Annotated in this window: 20 protein-coding genes; 9 read left to right on the forward strand and 11 right to left on the reverse strand. The window is 62.6% G+C overall.

The genetic code is table 11. The annotated features are described in order from the left end of the window. Positions 1 to 3 precede the first annotated feature (3 nt). Entirely contained in the window at positions 4 to 897 is an 894-nt protein-coding gene (nhaR, locus tag CHU94_RS18850; protein WP_094482698.1) for a transcriptional activator NhaR, read from the reverse strand. 133 nt (positions 898 to 1,030) lie between these two features. Between nhaR and CHU94_RS18855 the strand changes: the two genes are divergently transcribed. After that, a complete protein-coding gene (locus CHU94_RS18855; protein WP_094482700.1) occupies positions 1,031 to 1,552 on the forward strand; it encodes an Rrf2 family transcriptional regulator in 522 nt (173 codons plus the stop codon). Positions 1,553 to 1,603: 51 nt separating this feature from the next. On the opposite strand, the gene CHU94_RS18860 is transcribed toward CHU94_RS18855, so the two are convergent. The 6 genes from CHU94_RS18860 to CHU94_RS18885 form a co-directional block, all read right to left on the reverse strand. Next, positions 1,604 to 2,164 carry an alpha/beta hydrolase gene (locus CHU94_RS18860; protein WP_094482702.1) on the reverse strand — a complete coding sequence of 187 codons (561 nt, stop codon included), beginning with the start codon at positions 2,162 to 2,164 and terminating at the stop codon, positions 1,604 to 1,606. 139 nt (positions 2,165 to 2,303) lie between these two features. Continuing rightward, positions 2,304 to 3,995 (reverse strand): SulP family inorganic anion transporter, encoded by a 1,692-nt coding sequence (locus CHU94_RS18865; protein ID WP_094482704.1) that lies wholly within the window; start codon positions 3,993 to 3,995, stop codon positions 2,304 to 2,306. Between the two features lie 25 nt (positions 3,996 to 4,020). Beyond that, a complete protein-coding gene (locus CHU94_RS18870; RefSeq protein WP_094482706.1) occupies positions 4,021 to 4,365 on the reverse strand; it encodes a TIGR01244 family sulfur transferase in 345 nt (114 codons plus the stop codon). A gap of 1 nt (position 4,366) precedes the next feature. Continuing rightward, the gene (locus CHU94_RS18875) at positions 4,367 to 4,810 is read right to left on the reverse strand and encodes a DUF6691 family protein (RefSeq protein WP_094482708.1); all 444 of its coding nucleotides are present in this window, start codon (positions 4,808 to 4,810) and stop codon (positions 4,367 to 4,369) included. 11 nt (positions 4,811 to 4,821) lie between these two features. Then, a complete protein-coding gene (locus tag CHU94_RS18880; RefSeq protein WP_094482710.1) occupies positions 4,822 to 5,253 on the reverse strand; it encodes a YeeE/YedE family protein in 432 nt (143 codons plus the stop codon). After that, positions 5,250 to 5,594, reverse strand: coding sequence for a helix-turn-helix transcriptional regulator (locus CHU94_RS18885; protein ID WP_094482713.1), 345 nt, complete (start codon positions 5,592 to 5,594; stop codon positions 5,250 to 5,252). Before CHU94_RS18885 ends, CHU94_RS18880 begins: the two co-directional genes overlap by 4 nt. 112 nt (positions 5,595 to 5,706) lie before the next feature. On the opposite strand from CHU94_RS18885, the gene CHU94_RS18890 reads away from it, so the two are divergent. Beyond that, positions 5,707 to 6,573, forward strand: coding sequence for an MBL fold metallo-hydrolase (locus CHU94_RS18890; protein WP_094482715.1), 867 nt, complete (start codon positions 5,707 to 5,709; stop codon positions 6,571 to 6,573). A gap of 40 nt (positions 6,574 to 6,613) precedes the next feature. Further along, positions 6,614 to 7,237, forward strand: coding sequence for a ubiquinol-cytochrome c reductase iron-sulfur subunit (gene petA, locus CHU94_RS18895; RefSeq protein WP_094482717.1), 624 nt, complete (start codon positions 6,614 to 6,616; stop codon positions 7,235 to 7,237). A 94-nt stretch (positions 7,238 to 7,331) separates the two neighbouring features. On the opposite strand, the gene CHU94_RS18900 is transcribed toward petA, so the two are convergent. Genes CHU94_RS18900 through ccoG form a run of 4 tightly spaced genes read right to left on the reverse strand, consistent with a single transcriptional unit; the run spans position 7,332 to position 10,351 of the window. Next, positions 7,332 to 7,688, reverse strand: coding sequence for a rhodanese-like domain-containing protein (locus tag CHU94_RS18900; protein WP_094482719.1), 357 nt, complete (start codon positions 7,686 to 7,688; stop codon positions 7,332 to 7,334). 48 nt (positions 7,689 to 7,736) lie between these two features. After that, positions 7,737 to 8,630, reverse strand: coding sequence for a DUF2892 domain-containing protein (locus CHU94_RS18905; RefSeq protein ID WP_094482721.1), 894 nt, complete (start codon positions 8,628 to 8,630; stop codon positions 7,737 to 7,739). Beyond that, positions 8,623 to 8,871, reverse strand: coding sequence for a hypothetical protein (locus CHU94_RS18910; RefSeq protein ID WP_094482723.1), 249 nt, complete (start codon positions 8,869 to 8,871; stop codon positions 8,623 to 8,625). The genes CHU94_RS18905 and CHU94_RS18910 overlap by 8 nt, the downstream gene beginning before the upstream one ends. Positions 8,872 to 8,881: 10 nt before the next feature. After that, on the reverse strand, positions 8,882 to 10,351 hold the full coding sequence (ccoG, locus tag CHU94_RS18915; protein WP_094482725.1) for a cytochrome c oxidase accessory protein CcoG: 1,470 nt from the start codon (positions 10,349 to 10,351) through the stop codon (positions 8,882 to 8,884). 233 nt (positions 10,352 to 10,584) lie between these two features. On the opposite strand from ccoG, the gene CHU94_RS18920 reads away from it, so the two are divergent. The 6 genes from CHU94_RS18920 to CHU94_RS18945 form a co-directional block, all read left to right on the forward strand. Further along, positions 10,585 to 11,673, forward strand: coding sequence for an efflux RND transporter periplasmic adaptor subunit (locus tag CHU94_RS18920; protein ID WP_176452093.1), 1,089 nt, complete (start codon positions 10,585 to 10,587; stop codon positions 11,671 to 11,673). A gap of 26 nt (positions 11,674 to 11,699) precedes the next feature. Next, a complete protein-coding gene (locus CHU94_RS18925; RefSeq protein WP_094482729.1) occupies positions 11,700 to 15,008 on the forward strand; it encodes an efflux RND transporter permease subunit in 3,309 nt (1,102 codons plus the stop codon). Positions 15,009 to 15,033: 25 nt separating this feature from the next. After that, a complete protein-coding gene (locus tag CHU94_RS18930; protein WP_094482731.1) occupies positions 15,034 to 16,326 on the forward strand; it encodes an NAD(P)/FAD-dependent oxidoreductase in 1,293 nt (430 codons plus the stop codon). A gap of 40 nt (positions 16,327 to 16,366) precedes the next feature. After that, the gene (locus tag CHU94_RS18935; protein WP_094482733.1) at positions 16,367 to 16,591 is read left to right on the forward strand and encodes a DUF2892 domain-containing protein; all 225 of its coding nucleotides are present in this window, start codon (positions 16,367 to 16,369) and stop codon (positions 16,589 to 16,591) included. A 71-nt stretch (positions 16,592 to 16,662) separates the two neighbouring features. Then, entirely contained in the window at positions 16,663 to 16,956 is a 294-nt protein-coding gene (locus tag CHU94_RS18940) for a metal-sensing transcriptional repressor (protein WP_094482735.1), read from the forward strand. A gap of 24 nt (positions 16,957 to 16,980) precedes the next feature. After that, the coding region (locus CHU94_RS18945; protein ID WP_176452094.1) for a TolC family protein at positions 16,981 to 17,718 on the forward strand (738 nt) is incomplete at its 3' end.

Here is a 17,718-nt window from a genome sequence, read left to right on the forward strand (position 1 = left end):
GTCTCAGGTGAACAGCTGGTCCCGCGCCGCCGTGGTAATGGCCACCACACACGGGTGGGTAATGCGCCGCTCCACCGATACCGCAAAGAACTCCTCCACCAGCTCATCGGTGCGGCCAATCACCTCCACGCCAAATTGCTCCACGATGTCCGGCTCCATGACCGAGGGCGCCATGAACACGCCGCGCCCCTTGCGGCCAAAGGCGTTCATCAGCGCGCCGTCGTCAAACTCGCCAATGGTGGTGGGGTGGATCTGGTGGTGGCTGAGCCAGCCTTCCCACTGCTGGCGCACCGAGGCCTGGGCGCCCTGCAGCAGCATGGGCATGCCGTTCAGGCATGCCGGAAACGGGCCCTTGAGCTGCGCCTTGAGCGCCGGGGTGCAGAAAAAGCTCATGGGGCTGCGCCCCAGCGGGTGGTTAAAGGCCTTGACGCTGATGCGTTTGGACATGGGCTCATCCGCAATCACGAGGTCCAGCTGATTGAGCGCCAGCTTGGCCAGCAGGTCGGGGAACTTGCCTTCGCTGCAAATCATGCGTACCGGGGCATCCACCTCCAACGCCGGCTCCAGCAGCCGGTAGGCCAGCGACTTGGTCACCGAGTCGGCCACGCCCACCTTGAAGTCCAACACCCGGCGCTTGCCGCTGGCCTGGCGCACCGCGTTTTCCAGCTCGGCGCCCAGCGTGAAGATCTGGTCCGCATAGCCCAGCGCCAGACGGCCGTCCTCGGTCAGCTCCATATTGCGCCCGCTTTTCTGGAACAGCTTGCGCCCCAACCAGTCCTCCAACAGCTTGATTTGGCCCGAAAGGGTTTGTGGTGTGGTGTGCAGCTGCTCGCCCGCACGCATGACGCCACCCGCCTTGGCGGTGACCCAAAAATAGTGAAGATGTTTGAAGTTCATGGTGCGCCCTCTGAAACAAACCGAAACACTGCGAAATAATCGAAGTAAAAAAATACAAAATACGAATTTACGCGAAGCATATCAGCCCCTACAGTTCGAGTCTTCCTAGTCACTTACTCAAAGGAGTAAACGTATGCGACTCAGTACCCGAGGCCGTTTTGCCATCACCGCCATGATTGACCTGGCCCTGCGCGAAAGTGCGCAGCCCGTGCCATTGCAAGACATCGCGCTGCGGCACCGCATCTCTCTGTCGTACCTGGAGCAAGTGTTTGCCAAGTTGCGCCAGCATGGCTTGGTGGAAAGTACCCGTGGCCCCGGTGGCGGTTACACCCTGGGTTTCCGGGGCAACAGCATTACCGTGGCCGACATCATTGGTGCGATTGAAGAACCCGCCGAAGCCAGCCCCGCACGCGATGGCGTGCAAGACATGACACAAGACCTGTGGGCGGCACTGCAGACCACCATCGTGGCGCACATGAAAACCATCACGCTGAAAAGCCTGGCCGAAGAGCAACGCGCCAAGGGCTTCCAGGTGCAAGAGCGCAAGCCCGCCAAAAAGGGTGTGCTGCAAAAGATCAAGCCACTGGCACCAGTGCGTACCAATGCGCCCAACTCGGTGTTTGCATTGGCCAATTCCCTGGCCCTGCGCGGCTGATTTTTAAGCCAAACAGGCCTCTGGCCTGCGCAGAATCTGTGCGAGCAGCACCTAAATCAATAGCGATTCTGGGCTGCTAGGTGCCGCTATGAGGGCCACGCTTAGCGACTGCAGCAGCGCCAGGCCCAGCGGCCAGGGGCCAAAGCCCGCCTCTACGTTGATGTGGCCGGCGTCCTGCAGGCGCACAAACTCGCTGCCCCAGGCGCGCGCATACGCGCCTGCCGTGCGCACCGGGCAAAACGGGTCGTTGCTGCTGGCCACCAGTACGCTGCGGTAGGGCAGGCGCTGGTAGGGCACGGGCGCAAAGTCGGCCAGAATGCCGCGCCGCTCAGGGTCAGCCGGTGCAACCAACAGGGCGCCCTGGATCTTGGCCGCCACGTCGGGTGGCAAGTGGGTGGTGGCAATGCAGCCCAGGCTGTGCGCGGCAATCACCACCGGGCCGGGTTGTTCGAGGATGGTTTGCCCGATGGAGGCCACCCAGGCCTTGCGCACCGGTGTGATCCAGTCGTCCTGGTGCACACGCACCGCGCCGGGAATGCTGTCGGCCCACAGCGTTTGCCAGTGGCCGGGGCCGGAGTCGCGCCAGCCGGGGACGATGACGAGAGAGACCATGGGGGATGTGCGGGGGTGCCAAATGCAAAACAGAGGCGCATTGTCAGAACCCGGCCTTCAAACCCAAACTACTTATTTCCCATTTGTATATGACGAACTCAGCCATAGCGACATGGCGGGTGCAGGCAAGGCGGCCCACTCAGGGCGCCACAAAGGCGTCGTGCACGCTGCGGAACACGCGGCCCGCCAGGCGCTGGCCCAGGGCGGTGTGCTGCAGGCGGTCCATCACCGGGCCTTTGACTTCTGCCAGGTCCAGGCGCACGCCACGCGCGGCCAGGCTCTGCTCCAAGCCTGTCAGAATGCCTAGCGCCGTGGCGTCGATCTGGTTCACCGCCGAACAGACCAGCAGCACCCGGCGCACTGCCGGGTCGGCCTGCACTAGCGCTTCGATGCGCTCTTCCAGCGCCGTGGCGTTGGCAAAAAACAAACTCTCGTCCACACGCAGGGCCAGCAGGCCTGGCACGGTTTGCACCGCGTGGCGCTCCACGTTGCGGAAGTGTTCCGTGCCCGGCACCCGGCCCACCACGGCCATGTGCGGGTGGCTGCTGCGCCACACCAGCACGCCCAGCGACAGCGCCACGCCCATAAGGATGCCCGCCTCTACCCCCAGCACGATCACACCGCCGGCCGTGGCCAGCAGCGAGAAGGCGTCGGCCTTGTCGTAAGTCCAGCTGGCTTTGAGTGTGTCCACATCCACCAGGGTGGCCACGGCCACCATGATGCTGGCCGCCAGCACCGCCAGGGGCAAGAAGTAAAACAGCGACGCAAAGAAATATACGATGAGCGCCATGAAGCCCGCCGTGATGATCGAGGCCAGCGGCGTTTGGGCGCCCGCTGCAAAGTTGATGACCGAGCGCGACAGCCCGCCGTGCACCGGGTAGGCGCCCGAGAAGGCCGCTGCCACATTGGCCGCACCCAGGCCCCACAGCTCGCGATTGGGGGCAATGCGCTGCTGGCGCTGCAGCGCAAACGACTGCGCCACCGATACGCTGCCCACAAAACCGACCAAGGTAATCAGTAGCGCGGGCAGCAGCAGTTGGCTCCAGGCGCGCGCCTCGGGCCAGACCCAGGCCAGCGCCGGCAGCCCGGCGGGCACGCTGCCCACCACGGCCACCTGGCGGCTCACGTCCCAATGGCCCCAGGCCACCAGGGCCGTACTCACGGCCACCGTGACTATCGGCGCCATGCGGGCCAGCAGGTCGGCAGCAGTGGCACCCAGGCCCAAGTGGCGCAGGCCGCGCCCCAGGTAGCGGCGCGCCAGCACCAGCACCAGCATGCTGCCGCCGCCCAGCGCCAAGGTGGTGAGGTTGGTTTGGGGCAGGGCGCGCCACAGGCCCTGCAGCGTGGCCCACGTGGAGCTGCTGGGCGCAGACACGCCCAGCACATGCTTGAGCTGGCCCAGCGCAATCACGATGGCCGAGCCGGAGACAAAACCGCTCACCACAGGCTGGCTCAAGAAGTAGGCCAGCCAGCCCAGGCGTAGCGCGCCAAAGGCCAAGAACATCAGCCCTGAAATCAGTGCCAGGCCCATGGCCAGCTGCACGTACTCGGTGGTGCCGGCAATCGCTAGCGGTTGCAGCGCGCTGGCCGTCATGAGGGCGGCAATGGCTACGGGGCCAATGGCCAGCGTCATGCTGGAGCCCAAGAGCGCGTAGGCCACCACCGGCAGGATGCTGGCGTACAGCCCCATCTCGGGCGGAAGCCCGGCCAAGAGCGTGTAGGCCAGGCTTTGCGGAATCACCAGCACCGCCACGATGAGCCCGGCCGACACATCACCGCCCAGCCAAGCGCGCTGGTAGTGGCGCAGCCAATCGGGCAGTAGCTTGTGCATGCGGGCCGCGGCAGTGAGAAGAGGTTTAACGGACCGCTTGGGCCAGCTCGAACATTTGGCCCGCGCGCATGCCGGAGCGGCAGAAGGCCAGCACGGGGGCAGGCAATTCTTGTAGGGCTTTGTGCATGGCTTGTACTTGCTCCGCGGTGTAAGCGCCGCTCACCACGGGCAGGTGCACGTAGGCCAGCCCGGCCGCTTGGGCTGCGGCCTCGATGGTGCTGCTTAGCGGTTGTTCCGCGCCGCCTTCGTGGTCAGGGCGATTGTTCAGGATGGACTTGAAGCCCTGAGCTGCAGCTTCGGCCACGTCTTGTGGGCTCAGTTGGGGGGCAACAAAAAATGCAGGGGTGATTGCACGTGCAGAAATAGCCATTTCAAACTCCTTGTGACAACGCGCGGTCCGCGCGGGATTCCAACCATTCAAAAACCAGCATGCCCGCCACCATGGCGGCCACAAAAATCCAGACTTTGGCATCGCCCAAGCCCAGAGATACCAGGGCCGGACCCGGGCAAAAGCCCGCCAGCCCCCAGCCTATGCCAAACAAGGCGCTGCCGCCCAGCAGGCGTCGGTCAATCACCGTAGCCTGGGGCAGAAAAATGGCGCTGCCCAACAGGGTTTTGCTGCGCCCTTTGGCCAGGGTGAATGCTCCCAAGCCGACCGCAATGCCGCCACCCATGACCAAGGCCAGCGATGGGTCCCAGGCGCCTGCCAGGTCCAGAAACGCCAACACCTTGGAGGGGTCGGTCATGCCGGCCAGCATCAGGCCCAAGCCAAACAGCAGGCCAGCCAAAAATTCAAATGCACGTTGCAAGGCCATGCTGGGCGCTCCTATCCCAGCACGTGGCGAACGATGAACACGGTGGCAAAACCGGTGGCCATGAACGTGAGCGTGGCCGCCAGGGAGCGGGCCGACAGGCGTGAGAGCCCACACACGCCGTGGCCACTGGTGCAACCTGTGCCATACCGGGTGCCCACACCCACCAGCAGACCGGCCACCACCAAGGTGACCCAATCGGCGTCAATGCGCGCTGTGGGCAAGGGTGTTACCCAGGAATAGACCAAGGGCGAGACAAGCATCCCGGCAAAAAAAGTCAGGCGCCAGCCCAGGTCGGCACGCTTGGCGCGCAGCATGTCGCCCAGGATGCTGCTGATGCCCAGCACCCGCCCGCTCACCAATATGAACAAGGCCGCAGCAAGGCCCAGTACGAGGCCACCGCCCAGCGATGTCCAGGGGGTAAATTGGTTCCAGTCAATCGTCATGTTGGTGAATCCGTCGGGGTTGCGCAAAACTGGCTGTACAAGACTTCGAGCAGGGCCAAGGCCTCGGGGCTGTTGATGCAGTAATAGATGTTTTTGCCGTCGCGGCGGGTACTCACCAAGCCCTCGTCGCGCAGCACTCCCAGTTGCTGGGACAGCGTGGGCTGCAGCACGCCTACCCGCTCTTCCAGCTCCCCTACGCGCATTTCGCCTTGCGCCAGCTGGCACAGCAGCAGCAGGCGGTCCGGGTTCGACAGGGTTTTGAGCAAACGGCAGGCGCTGTCGGCAGACTCGCGCAGCCGTTCTAAGGCCAAAGCCGCTGGGGGAGGAGCATCAGGACGCATGGGTTCATTCCGGGTAGGGGAGGGGTATATGCAAGATATTCTATTGACAAACAATATATCAAACAATAGACTATAAATTTACTAGTTGAAACCGCAAGGGCTTCCCATGGCAATGCATCCCGTCCCCGTCGTCAAGGCGTTTTTCGATCCAGCCACCTGGACCGTGAGCTACGTGGTGTACGCCGAGCCCGGTGGCCACTGCGCCATTGTGGACGCGGTGCTGGACTACGACCCAAAGTCAGGGCGCACCAGCACCACCTCTGCCGACCAGATCGCGGACTATGTACGTGCGCAACAGCTCACAGTGCAGTGGCTTCTGGAAACCCATGCGCATGCCGACCACTTGTCTGCCGCGCACTACCTGCGTGGCATCCTGGGCGGCAAGATCGCCATTGGCGCGCCCATCACCCACGTTCAAAAAGTCTTCAAATCCATCTTCCACCTAGAGGACAGCTTTGCCCCCGACGGCAGCCAGTTCGACCACCTGCTGCATGACGGCGAAGTGATTGCGGTGGGCCCTCTGTCGTTGCGGGCATTGAGTGTGCCGGGCCACACACCAGCATGTATGGCGTATCAGGTGGAGGATGCGGTGTTTGTGGGCGACACCCTGTTCATGCCGGACGTGGGTACCGCGCGCTGCGACTTTCCGGGGGGTGACCCGCATACGCTCTACCAGTCCGTGCAACGCTTGCTGTCCTTGCCGGACACCACCCGCTTGTTCATGTGCCACGATTACCCGCCCGCAGGCCGCAGCGCCCAATGGGAAACCACGGTGGCCGAGCAAAAGGCCGCCAATATCCATGTCCACAAGGGTGTCACTGAGGCCGAATTTGTGGCCATGCGCCAGGCGCGCGACGCCACCCTGGCCATGCCCAACCTGATCTTGCCCGCGGTGCAGGTGAATATCCGCGCAGGCGCCTTGCCACCGCCAGAGGCCAATGGCGTGGCCTACCTCAAGATCCCGCTAAACGCGCTCTAGGCGCCACGCACCCCATTTCAACCCGCCCAAGGAGGGCACCATGACCAGCCTGATACTTCCTTCCAGCCCGCTGTCCACCGAATCCACTGCCACCAACCCGGACCGCCGCACCTGGATGTTGGCTACCGGCGCCGTGGGCGCAGCAGGTGCTTTGGCCACGGCGGTTCCGTTTGTGGCGAGTGTGGCGCCCAGCGAACGGGCCAAAGCCATGGGCGCCGCAGTGGAGGTGGACATCGGCGACCTGCTGCCTGGCCAGACCAAGACCGTGGAGTGGCGTGGCAAGCCGGTGTGGATCACCCGCCGCAGCCCGGAGATGGTGGCGGCCCTTGCGGGCCAAGAGAGCAAGTTGGTAGACCCACAGTCGCAACGCGAACAGCAACCCGAATACGCCCAAAACGCGACCCGCTCGCGCACGCCTGACGTGTTTGTGGCCGTCGGTATCTGCACGCACCTGGGCTGCTCGCCCATAGCGGTGGCTGCCGGCACCAGCAATCCCAGCCTCGATGCAGACTGGGCGGGTGGCTTCTTCTGCCCCTGCCATGGCTCCACGTTTGATGGTGCGGGCCGGGTGTTCAAGAACAAACCCGCGCCCACCAACCTCGAAATTCCGCCCCACTACTTTGCAGGTGCCAACCGCGTCGTTATTGGCGAAGACGCGGCCTAGGTGAACTTGCTCCTAAATCAGTAGCTGTTTGCGCAGTATTGATAAGGTCTGGGGGTGTATTTCGCTACAAATTGACCCACTCTGATAGGTTGAATCAGTCAATCAACTTGGTCCATGGCCCGGCGTTGTACACCGCGTCAAACCCGTTTTTCTTCAACAACATCCGCGCCATCCCGCTGCGGGTGCCGCTGGCGCAGCACACCACCACAGGGGCTGATGTCGGAATCTCTGCCAACCGTGCACCCAGCTGTTGCAGCGGTATGTTCACCGTGCCCGGTGCATGGGCCTGCTCGAACTCCTGCGGCGAACGCACATCCACAAACATGGCACCCGCCTGGCGCAGCTGTGGCAGTTTGGCAGCCACTTGGCGTGTGTTCCACCATTTGTAGCCCAGCCAAGTAGCAAGCGCCAGGAAAGGCCAGTACTGCTGAAGTAGTTCAGGAAAATTCATCTGTGTCGTTCTCGTAGTGCTTGTGGAAAGCTGGCGGCACCCATGGTGTCAGCCGCGCTGCAGATAGACTTTCACGAAACTGCTTTTGAGCTTTTCGCCCAGAGAAGGCAGCGCGTCGGCTTGCTGGCTGCGGGTTGCAGCATCCACTGCATCCAGGTTGCGCCGGATCGCCTGGATGTCTGCATCCTGGGCCTCTGCCTCCACGGCTGCAAGCTTGTCACTCACACCGGGGTACAGGGCTGCCAACTTGGCCATGTCCTTGGCCTGGGCCGCTATCAGTATCAGCTCCATGGCGTCATGAAAATCCACCAGCGCCACCGCTAGCAAGGAGAAGCCATTGCGTTTGAACACGTCCTGAAATACAGGCCGCACTTGCTCAAGCGCCAGGTGCGCGGCTTGCAAATCTCCTGTCTTCACGAGTTCGGCCACATCGCCCACCATCCGGCGTACCCGGTCCAGATCGGCAAGCCATTGCGAGTCGCCGCGCAGGGCAAACGGTTGGTAGCGGGTGTATTTGCTTACAAACCCTTCCAGGGCCGGTACCAGCTGCGCGTATTGCGCATTGGCCTTTTCCCGCTCGTGCTTGCCGGTCAGAAACAAGGTCTGCTTGTAGAACCCGTTCATGACATTGAAGTCTTCGAGGAAAACCTTGCGGCTGGCAAAAGCACTTGCGTAGCTGCCGCCCACCAGCGTGACCAGCAGCAAGACCCAGGCCACGCCAGTTCGAATCGGGCTGGCCGGTACGCTGGGTGCCGTGCGGGTGCTGATGCCCAGCAAGCGGTACAGCGGGCAAAAATTCAGCGCTGCGGTGGCGAGCATCACCACGCTGGCGGCGTAGGCGGCCCACTGCCAAGCCCCGCTGAGCCAAAAGAAACCCAGCACCAGCAGGCAGACGCCTGCCAGCGCGCGCAGAAAACGGTCGATAGGGTGGGTGTTAGCCATGGTCAGGTCCTTGGTTTAATTCCGTGGCCGATAGGCGGAGGGTGTAGGTCAGCCAGCTGCTGGCCGCAGTGACGCTCCAAAAGGCGAAGAAGGCCAGCGTGTAAACGCCCTGGTGGCCCAGGCCCCAGCCACGTGCCCAGCCTTGCAGGTCGTGTGGGTCAAACAGGGCAAACACCACCATCTCCATCACACAGGCCGCCAGAAACGCGGGCCAGACCACCAGCATCCACTTCTTTTGCATAAGGCCTCCTTTAGCGGGGAACAATAAACACCGACTTCTCCACGACCTTGGCGGTGCCCTGCTGCGCAGAGATGGCGAACTCGAACGGATGGGACCCCGCCACAGCGGTTTCATAGGGAATTTGCACCCGAACCGCCACCCAGCGCGCCTGTGCGGGGCCAATGGCTAGGGTGGGCTGGTCCATGGAGGCCTCGATGCCGTCCAGTCCGGTGGCCTCCACCGTGAATTCCTGCGCCTGCTCGGTGGCGTTCATGATCTGCAGTCGGTAGACGTTTTCCATCTTGCCGCCGGCCACGATACGGGCCAGCGCGCCCCGGTCGCGTACCACGTCCACCTTGAACGGGCTGCGCAGCGCCAGGCTCACGCCCATGGCCACCAACACCGTCGCCAGAATGCCCACGTACACCAGCACCCGCGGTCGCAACACATGGCGCAGTGTCTGGGCCCGGGTCCAGTGTTGGTGGATCGCATTTTGGGTGGAGTACTTCACCAAGCCGCGGGCGTATCCCACTTTGTCCATCACTGAGTCACACACATCGGCGCACGCACCGCATCCAATGCACTCGTACTGCAGGCCCTTGCGGATATCGATGCCGGTGGGGCAAACCTGCACACACAGACTGCAGTCCACACAAGCCCCCAGGTTCAGGGCGCGTGGATCGGCCTTTTTGGAGCGGGCGCCGCGTGGCTCACCGCGTTCGCTGTCGTAGGTCACGATCAGCGTGTCCTTGTCGAACATGGCGCTTTGGAAGCGGGCATACGGGCACATGTATTTGCACACCTGCTCGCGCATGTAGCCGGCAAAGCCATAGGTGGCAAAGCCGTAAAAGAAAATCCAGAAGGTTTCCCAGGGGCCCAGCGTCCACTGCAACACCGCGCTACCCAGGGCGTGGATCGGGGTGAAGTACCCCACAAACGTAAAACCCGTCCAGAGGGCTACCGTGATCCACATGCCCTGGGTGGCGCCCTTGCGCCAGACCTTGTCCCAGTTCCAGGGGCCCGCGTCGCGGCGCATGCGGGCGGAGCGGTCGCCCTCCGCGAGTTTTTCCAGCCACAAGAAGATTTCGGTGTATACGGTTTGTGGGCAGGCATAGCCACACCACAGGCGGCCCGCCACCGCGGTGAACAGAAACAGCGAAAACGCAGAGATCACCAGAATCCCCGTGAGGTAGATGAAGTCCTGCGGATAGAGCACCAGGTTGAAGATGTAAAAACGCCGCGCGCCCAGGTCAAACAAGACCGCCTGGCGTTGGCCCCACTCCAGCCAGGGCGTGAAATAAAACACCAGCTGCGTCAGAAACACCAGCGCCCAACGCCACTTGGCGAAGTAGCCCGAAACGCTGCGCGGGTAAATCCTTTTGTGCGCCTCGTACAGGGCCACCATTTCCGGCTCTGCGCCAGGCGGCGCTTCGATGGGGCTGCGGTCGCCGGATACGGCAATGGGTATCACCTTGCGGGTGGAGTCGGCATCTGGATTCATGGAAATACCTTTAGCACATTAACCATAGATGAGCTTCAAGCATACATGTATGGGTATGCAAATAGATGATTTAAGTCAAATTCCGTCCAGAAATTGGCTGTTTGTGATGATCAAACGCCGGCCTGGATGGCGCTTCAAACGGGAGAGACTTGGATTTGTTAGGGGGCAATTCAGAAATTGCTTGATACCCATTGGGGTATTACATATACTACATGGGGTATCAAGGAATTATCATGACACACACCACTCACATCCAGTCTCTGCGTCACCGTCACCTCGGCCTCATGGCAACCCTGGGTTTGGCTGCGGCTTTGGCATGGGTTCCCGCAAGTGTGCGGGCGCAGGCTTCCCCGACATTCACTATTGGCCTGAAGCAAAGCGGTGCCAGTACCTTTCTGGACGGTGTGGTCCAACCCGTCAAACAGAGCACCGTGTCCGCCCAGGCGTCTGGCCGTATTGCCAGCTTTGTGGTGAAGGCGGGTGACAAGGTCAAAGCCGGCCAACTGCTCGCTACCATTGACGACCGCGAGGCTTCGGTGGGTCAGCAGCGCAGCCAGGCCCAGGTGGACCAGGCCGACGCGGACCTGCGCAACGCCAAAGCCAACTTCGACCGCACCAAGGACCTGCAGGCCAAAGGATTTATCAGCCAGGCCGCGCTGGACACCGCCGATGCCCAACTCAAGAGCGCCAAAGCGCAGCGCGATCAAGCCAGCGCCGCCATCCGCCAAAGCAGCCTGGCCCAGGGTTTCACCCGTGTGACCGCCCCATTTGATGGTTGGGTGCTGCAAACCGACGCCCAGGCCGGCGACCTCGCCGTGCCCGGCAAACCCCTGCTAGTGATCTACGCCCCCTTGCCCTTGCGGGTGGTGGTGCAAGTGCCGGCTTCACGCGCAGTGCTTGTGGGTCAAGCCGCCAATGTCCAAGTACAGGCCGGTGAGGCCGTGCCCGGCGCCTGGATTACCCCCAGCGCGACCAGCGTCATCCCGTCCTCGGACCCCGTGTCGCAAACCACCGAATGGCGTCTGGAACTACCGGCCGCCCAAAGCGCGGGGCTGGTGCCCGGCCTGCAAGTGCGGGTGAAGTTCAGTGTCCCCGCAGCCACCAATCGCAGCTTGCTTGCAGTGCCAGAGCAAGCCATCGTTCGCCGTGGCGAATTGACGGCGGTGTATGTGAAAAACGGTGAAGTCTTCACCCTGCGCGCCGTGCGCCTAGGCCAAACGCTGGGCGCGGACGGTACCGAAGTATTGGCAGGCCTGAAGGCGGGTGACGTGGTGGCGCTGGACACCGTGCGCGCCGCACAAGCCCGTCCAACCGCCCAATAAGCCGCTACCACCGAACCGAGGCTGCCATGCACGCACCTGAATCCACTCCCGCCAAACTGGGCGCTTCCGGCCGCATAGCCGCAGCCTTCCAGTCGAACGCGCTCACTCCTTTACTGGCGCTGGTGGCGCTGCTGCTGGGCCTTTTTGCTGTGCTGGTCACCCCGCGCGAAGAAGAGCCCCAGATCAACGTCACCATGGCCAATGTGCTGATCCCATTCCCCGGGGCCAGCAGTGCCGACGTGCAAAACATGGTGGCCAAACCTGCTGAGCAGGTGCTGGGTCAGATTGCCGGCATCGAACACACCTACTCCGTCTCGCGCCCCGGCGTGGCGGTGCTCACCGTGCAGTTCAAGGTGGGCGTGCCCCGCACCGAGGCGCTGGTGCGTCTGTATGACGTACTTAATGCCAACCAAGACTGGCTGCCCCGCGACCTGGGCACCTTGGCACCTATCGTCAAACCCAAGGGCATTGACGATGTGCCGGTGGTTGGCATCACGCTCTGGAGCCCCGAAGGCACCCCCGCCAGCGAGCTGGAGGCCGTCGCCCACACGCTCGAAGGCGAGCTGAAGAGTGTGCCCGGTGTGCGTGAAGTCACCACCATTGGCGCCCCCGGCCGCTCCATCCAGATCGACATTGACCCCACCCGCATGCGCGACCGGGGCGTGGACCTGCTGAGCCTGCAAAAGACCATTGCCGCCGCCAACTTCGGCATGCCCGCCGGTAGCGTAGTGGACAACCAGGCCAACCGAAGCAGCGCCCAGATGCTGAGCGTAGAGGCCGGCGAGTTTTTGCGCAGTGCCGACGACGTGGCCGACATGGTGGTCGGTGTGAGCAAGGGCAAGCCCGTGTTCTTGCGTGATGTGGCGCGCATCAGCACCGGTGCCCAGCAGGCCGGCAGTTATGTGTGGTTCATGCAAGGCGCGGCCAATGGATCCAGCCCACGCGGCGTGGTCGCCCCAGCGGGCCAGGCACTGCCTGCGGTAACCATTCAGGTCACCAAGAAGCCTGGCGAAAACGCGGTGGATGTTTCGCGCGCCGTGGGTGAGCGTTTGAAGGCGCTGCAAAACACCGTCATTCCCGGCGACATGCAAGCCACCGTGACCCGTGACTACGGTGAAACCGCTGCCGAAAAAGCCAACAAGCTGATCCAGAAACTGGCCTTTGCCACGGGTTCGGTGATTCTGCTGGTGGGCTTTGCGCTGGGCCGCCGCGAAGCGCTGATCGTGGGCGCCGCCGTGATCTTGACGCTCACCGCTACGTTGTTTGCCAGCTGGGCCTGGGGCTTCACGCTCAACCGCGTGTCCCTATTCGCCCTCATCTTTTCCATCGGCATCCTGGTGGACGACGCGATTGTGGTGGTGGAAAACATCCACCGGCACCAGCAGCTCACGCCGCACGATTCACTCAAAGACATCATTCCCCGCGCAGTGGATGAAGTGGGCGGTCCAACTATTCTGGCTACCCTCACCGTGATCGCGGCGCTCTTGCCCATGGCCTTTGTGTCCGGCCTCATGGGTCCGTACATGAGCCCCATCCCCATCAACTCCAGCCTGGGCATGGCCATCTCGCTGGCCATTGCCTTCACCGTGACACCCTGGCTGGCGCTCAAGTTCATGCGCGAGCATGGTGCGGGCCACGCGGCGCACACCGCCACTGCCACGGCACAGCCCGGCAAAGTGCAGCGCATTTTCGACAAAATCCTCATGCCCCTGCTGCAGAGCGCCCGCAAGCGCTGGTACTTGCTGGGCGGCATTGTGGGTGCGCTGCTGCTCTCCGTCAGCCTGGCGCTGGTGCCTAGCTCCATGGTGGGCGTGGTGCTCAAGATGTTGCCCTTCGACAACAAGAGTGAGTTCCAAGTGGTGGTCGACATGCCCGCCGGCACCGCGCTGGAAGACACCGCTGCGGCCCTGCAAGACCTGAGTGTCTACCTGGCCCAGCAGCCCGAGGTGCTGAACCTGCAAGGCTACGCGGGCACTGCGTCGCCCATCACCTTCAATGGCCTAGTGCGCCAGTACTACCTGCGCGCCGATGCCGAGCAAGGCGACCTGCAAGTGAACCTGGTGGACAAGCAACACCGCAGTGAAAAAAGCCACGTGATCGCCCAGCGCTTGCGCCCGGCGCTTGAAGAGATCGGTGCCAAACACGGCGCCCGTATCAAGGTGGTGGAAGTGCCGCCCGGCCCACCCGTCATGTCGCCCCTGGTGGCCGAGGTGTATGGCCCCGACGAAGCCGGCCGCCAAGCACTGGCCGCCAAGATCGCCAAGTCGTTTGACGCCACCGATGACATCGTGGGCGTAGACACCAGCCTGCGTGAAGACGCCCCCCGCGCATTCCTGCGCGTGCGCCGCCAGCGTGCCGAGTCGCTGGGTATTCCCGTGGCCGCTGTGGCGCAAACCGTGTCGGGCGCGCTCAGCGGTGCCGATGCGGCCTACCTGCACGATGGCCAAAGCAAGTACCCCGTGCCCGTGCGCATCCAGCTGCCGTTGGAAAGCCAGGTGGGGCTGGAGCGCATCCTGGGCCTGTCGCTGCGCGCAGCGAACGGCCAACTGGTGCCATTGTCCGAGCTGGTGACCGTGGAGCGCGGCATCATCGACAAGCCTTTGTTCACCAAAGACCTCAAGGGCGTGAGCTACGTGTTTGGCGACATGGCTGGCAAGCTCGATTCGCCCCTGTATGGCCTGTTTGCCATTCGCAGCACCATGGACAAAGCCGCCAAGGAAGGCGATGCCACCGTGGGCGAATACTGGATCCACCAGCCCACCGACACTTACCGCGGCTTCGCACTCAAGTGGGATGGTGAATCGCAGATTACCTACGACACCTTCCGCGACATGGGCGCCGCCTACGGCGTGGGCCTCATCCTCATCTACCTGTTGGTGGTGGCCCAGTTCAAGAGTTACCTCACGCCGCTGGTCATCATGGCGCCCATTCCGCTCACCATCATCGGGGTGATGCCGGGCCATGCCCTGCTGAACGCGCAGTTCACCGCCACCAGCATGATCGGCATGATCGCGTTGGCCGGCATCATCGTGCGCAACTCCATTTTGCTGGTGGACTTTATTGAGCTGCAGGTGAGCCAAGGCATGGTCTTCCGTACCGCTGTGCTGCAGTCGGCTGCCGTACGTGCGCAGCCCATTGTGCTGACTGGCGTGGCCGCCATGATCGGCGCCTTCTTCATCCTGGACGACCCCATCTTCAATGGCCTGGCCGTCTCGCTCATCTTCGGCATTTTGGTGTCCACCCTGCTCACGCTGGTGGTGATACCCGTCTTGTATTACGCGCTGTACCGGCGCCGTATGGAGTCGCGCGAAGACGCGGCCCTGTCAGGTACGTAAATCCACCCACCCAGGAGACAACACCATGGCCCATATCGTTATCGTCGGCGCAGGCATAGGCGGCATGCCCGCCGCGTATGAAATTCGCGAGCTGCTTGGCAAAGAACACAAGATCACGGTGGTCAACAACACCGACTACTTCCAGTTCGTGCCCAGCAACCCGTGGATCGCGGTGGGCTGGCGCCAGCGCGAAGACATCACCTTGCCCATTGCACCCTACCTCACCCGCAAGGGCATAGGCTTCATCCCCAAAGGCGTTGAAAAGATTGATGCCGATGCCAACCAGCTCACCCTGGTGGGTGGCGAAACCCTGGCCTATGACTACCTGGTCATCACCACCGGCCCCAAGCTGTCGTTCAGTGAAGTGCCCGGTGCCGGCCCGGCCGCGCACGGCGGTGGCGGCTTCACCCACTCGGTGTGCAGCGTGGACCATGCGCAGGCCTTTTTTGCCGACTACGAAAACTTCCTCAAGAACCCTGGCCCCGTCATCATCGGCGCCATGCCCGGCGCCAGCTGCTTTGGCCCGGCCTATGAGTTTGCGTTCATCCTCGACACGGATTTGCGCCGCCGCAAGCTGCGCCACCTGGTGCCCATCACCTATGTGAGCAGCGAGCCCTACATCGGCCACCTGGGCCTGGGCGGCGTGGGCGACAGCAAATCCATGCTGGAGTCCGAAATGCGCAACCGCGACATGAAGTGGATCACCAACGCCAAGACCACCAAGGTGGAAGAAGGCAAGATGTTTGTGACCCAGCTCGACGACCTTGGCAACGTCTACAAAGAGCACGAGCTGGGCTTCAAGCTGTCCATGATGCTGCCCGCCTTCAAGGGTGTGGACGCCGTGGCTGCGGTACCCAATCTGTGCAACCCGCGCGGCTTTGTGATCATTGACGAGTACCAGCGCAGCAAGGCCTACAAGAACATCTTTTCTGCGGGCGTGTGTGTGGCCATTCCGCCCGTAGAGGTCACCCCGGTGCCTACCGGCACGCCCAAAACCGGCTACATGATCGAAAGCATGGTGGGCGCCATTGCCCACAACGTTGCCAACGAACTTGCCGGTAAGCCCGCCCTGGATAAAGGCACCTGGAACGCCATCTGCCTGGCCGACATGGGTGACACCGGTGCCGCCTTTGTGGCGCTGCCACAAATCCCGCCGCGCAACGTCAACTGGTTCAAAAAAGGCAAGTGGGTGCACCTGGCCAAGATCGCGTTCGAGAAGTACTTCATGCGCAAGATCAAAAAAGGCAACTCCGAGCCTGTCTACGAGAAATACGTGCTCAAGGCCCTGGGCATTGCCCGCCTGGCCGACAAACCCTGACCCCCAACTTCCAACTTTCTTTACTTCACCGGAGAACACCATGACCGTCGCACGCTATATCCACCTCTTTGCAGGCACCTTCATCCTCTTGTCGCTCGCGCTGGGCGTGCAGGGCAGCCCACTCTTTGTGTCGCAATGGTGGCTGGCCTTCACTGCCTTTGTGGGTGCCAACCTGTTCCAGTTCGGCATTACCGATGTGTGCCCCATGGGCTGGATGCTCAAGAAACTAGGCGTTCCTGAAACCAAAGTGGCTTGCAGCCGCTGAGGTTTAACCCCGTGGCAACGCTTGCGTCCGGCTCCGAAGACAATACCCCCCAGACTATTCCGGAGGACTGTATGAAGACCGCATTGACTGACGAAGCCGCCCGCACCGATGTGCTGAACCGCCTGCGCCGTGCCGAGGGGCAGCTGCGTGGCATTCAGCGCATGGTGGAAGAGGGCGAAGACTGCCTGAAGATCGGCCACCAGTTCTCGGCCGTGCGCAAGGCGCTAGACAGCACCTACCTGCGCATGACACTGTGTTTTCTGGAGCAGGAACTGGAAACCCGCATGCAACCCGATGAGTCCCAAAAAGACGATATGGATGACATGTTCAAAAACCTGGAAACCATGCTGGCCCGCATGCGATAGCGGCCCGCACCTTGGAGTAATACTATGCAACGCCCCCCTTTCATCCCCCGTTGGAAAGCGCTGAGCCTCGCCCTCGCTTTGGCAGGCGGTGCGCTGCCCTCCCTCCAAGCCCAAAGCCTGGTCGACCTGTACACCTCCGCCCGCAGCTTTGACGCCAGCTACCAATCCGCCAAGAGCCAGTTCGATGCCAACCTGGCCAAGTCCGCCCAAGCCCGGGCCGCCATCCTGCCCACGGCCAATTTTGCGCTGGGTGCGAGCCGCTCCAACCAGGAAGTCTTGCCCCAGCCCGAGCGTTCGTATGGCTCCCAGACTGCTACCATCAGCGCCTCCCAGCCTTTGTACCGCCCGGCCAACTGGGCCAGCTACGAGCAGGGCAACAAGCAAGTGGCGTTGGCCCAGGCCCAGCTGCAAGCTGCCGAGCAGGATTTGATCGTGCGGGTGAGCCAGGCCTACTTTGATGTGCTGGCTTCCACCGACAGCCTGGCTTTTGTGAAGAGCCAGAAGACCGCAGTGGCCGAGCAATTGGCTTCGGCCAAGCGCAACTTTGAGGTGGGCACCTCCACCATCACCGACAGCCGTGAGGCCCAGGCCCGGTATGACTTGGTGATTGCCCAAGAGCTGGCGGCCGAGAATGATCTTCGCGTCAAGACCATTGCCCTGAACCAGCTGGTGGGCAAGAGTGATGCAGCCCCCAAGCCTTTGGCCGCCCCGGTGGTGCTGACCCCATTAGAACCGGCTGATGCCGAAGCCTGGGTGCAGCAG

This window comes from Rhodoferax sp. TH121, assembly GCF_002251855.1.
Taxonomy (GTDB): domain Bacteria; phylum Pseudomonadota; class Gammaproteobacteria; order Burkholderiales; family Burkholderiaceae_C; genus Allorhodoferax.

Excerpts from the sequence above, each read along its gene's own strand:
- petA (WP_094482717.1), top strand. The coding sequence starts at position 6,614 with ATGACCAGCCTGATACTTCCTTCCAGCCCGCTGTCCACCGAATCCACT.
- CHU94_RS18885 (WP_094482713.1), bottom strand. The coding sequence starts at position 5,594 with ATGCGTCCTGATGCTCCTCCCCCAGCGGCTTTGGCCTTAGAACGGCTG.
- CHU94_RS18890 (WP_094482715.1), top strand. The coding sequence starts at position 5,707 with ATGCATCCCGTCCCCGTCGTCAAGGCGTTTTTCGATCCAGCCACCTGG.
- CHU94_RS18865 (WP_094482704.1), bottom strand. The coding sequence starts at position 3,995 with ATGCACAAGCTACTGCCCGATTGGCTGCGCCACTACCAGCGCGCTTGG.
- CHU94_RS18855 (WP_094482700.1), top strand. The coding sequence starts at position 1,031 with ATGCGACTCAGTACCCGAGGCCGTTTTGCCATCACCGCCATGATTGAC.
- CHU94_RS18930 (WP_094482731.1), top strand. The coding sequence starts at position 15,034 with ATGGCCCATATCGTTATCGTCGGCGCAGGCATAGGCGGCATGCCCGCC.
- CHU94_RS18910 (WP_094482723.1), bottom strand. The coding sequence starts at position 8,871 with ATGCAAAAGAAGTGGATGCTGGTGGTCTGGCCCGCGTTTCTGGCGGCC.
- CHU94_RS18905 (WP_094482721.1), bottom strand. The coding sequence starts at position 8,630 with ATGGCTAACACCCACCCTATCGACCGTTTTCTGCGCGCGCTGGCAGGC.
- CHU94_RS18920 (WP_176452093.1), top strand. The coding sequence starts at position 10,585 with ATGACACACACCACTCACATCCAGTCTCTGCGTCACCGTCACCTCGGC.
- CHU94_RS18935 (WP_094482733.1), top strand. The coding sequence starts at position 16,367 with ATGACCGTCGCACGCTATATCCACCTCTTTGCAGGCACCTTCATCCTC.
- nhaR (WP_094482698.1), bottom strand. The coding sequence starts at position 897 with ATGAACTTCAAACATCTTCACTATTTTTGGGTCACCGCCAAGGCGGGT.
- CHU94_RS18925 (WP_094482729.1), top strand. The coding sequence starts at position 11,700 with ATGCACGCACCTGAATCCACTCCCGCCAAACTGGGCGCTTCCGGCCGC.
- CHU94_RS18940 (WP_094482735.1), top strand. The coding sequence starts at position 16,663 with ATGAAGACCGCATTGACTGACGAAGCCGCCCGCACCGATGTGCTGAAC.
- CHU94_RS18875 (WP_094482708.1), bottom strand. The coding sequence starts at position 4,810 with ATGGCCTTGCAACGTGCATTTGAATTTTTGGCTGGCCTGCTGTTTGGC.
- CHU94_RS18860 (WP_094482702.1), bottom strand. The coding sequence starts at position 2,164 with ATGGTCTCTCTCGTCATCGTCCCCGGCTGGCGCGACTCCGGCCCCGGC.
- ccoG (WP_094482725.1), bottom strand. The coding sequence starts at position 10,351 with ATGAATCCAGATGCCGACTCCACCCGCAAGGTGATACCCATTGCCGTA.
- CHU94_RS18870 (WP_094482706.1), bottom strand. The coding sequence starts at position 4,365 with ATGGCTATTTCTGCACGTGCAATCACCCCTGCATTTTTTGTTGCCCCC.
- CHU94_RS18880 (WP_094482710.1), bottom strand. The coding sequence starts at position 5,253 with ATGACGATTGACTGGAACCAATTTACCCCCTGGACATCGCTGGGCGGT.
- CHU94_RS18900 (WP_094482719.1), bottom strand. The coding sequence starts at position 7,688 with ATGAATTTTCCTGAACTACTTCAGCAGTACTGGCCTTTCCTGGCGCTT.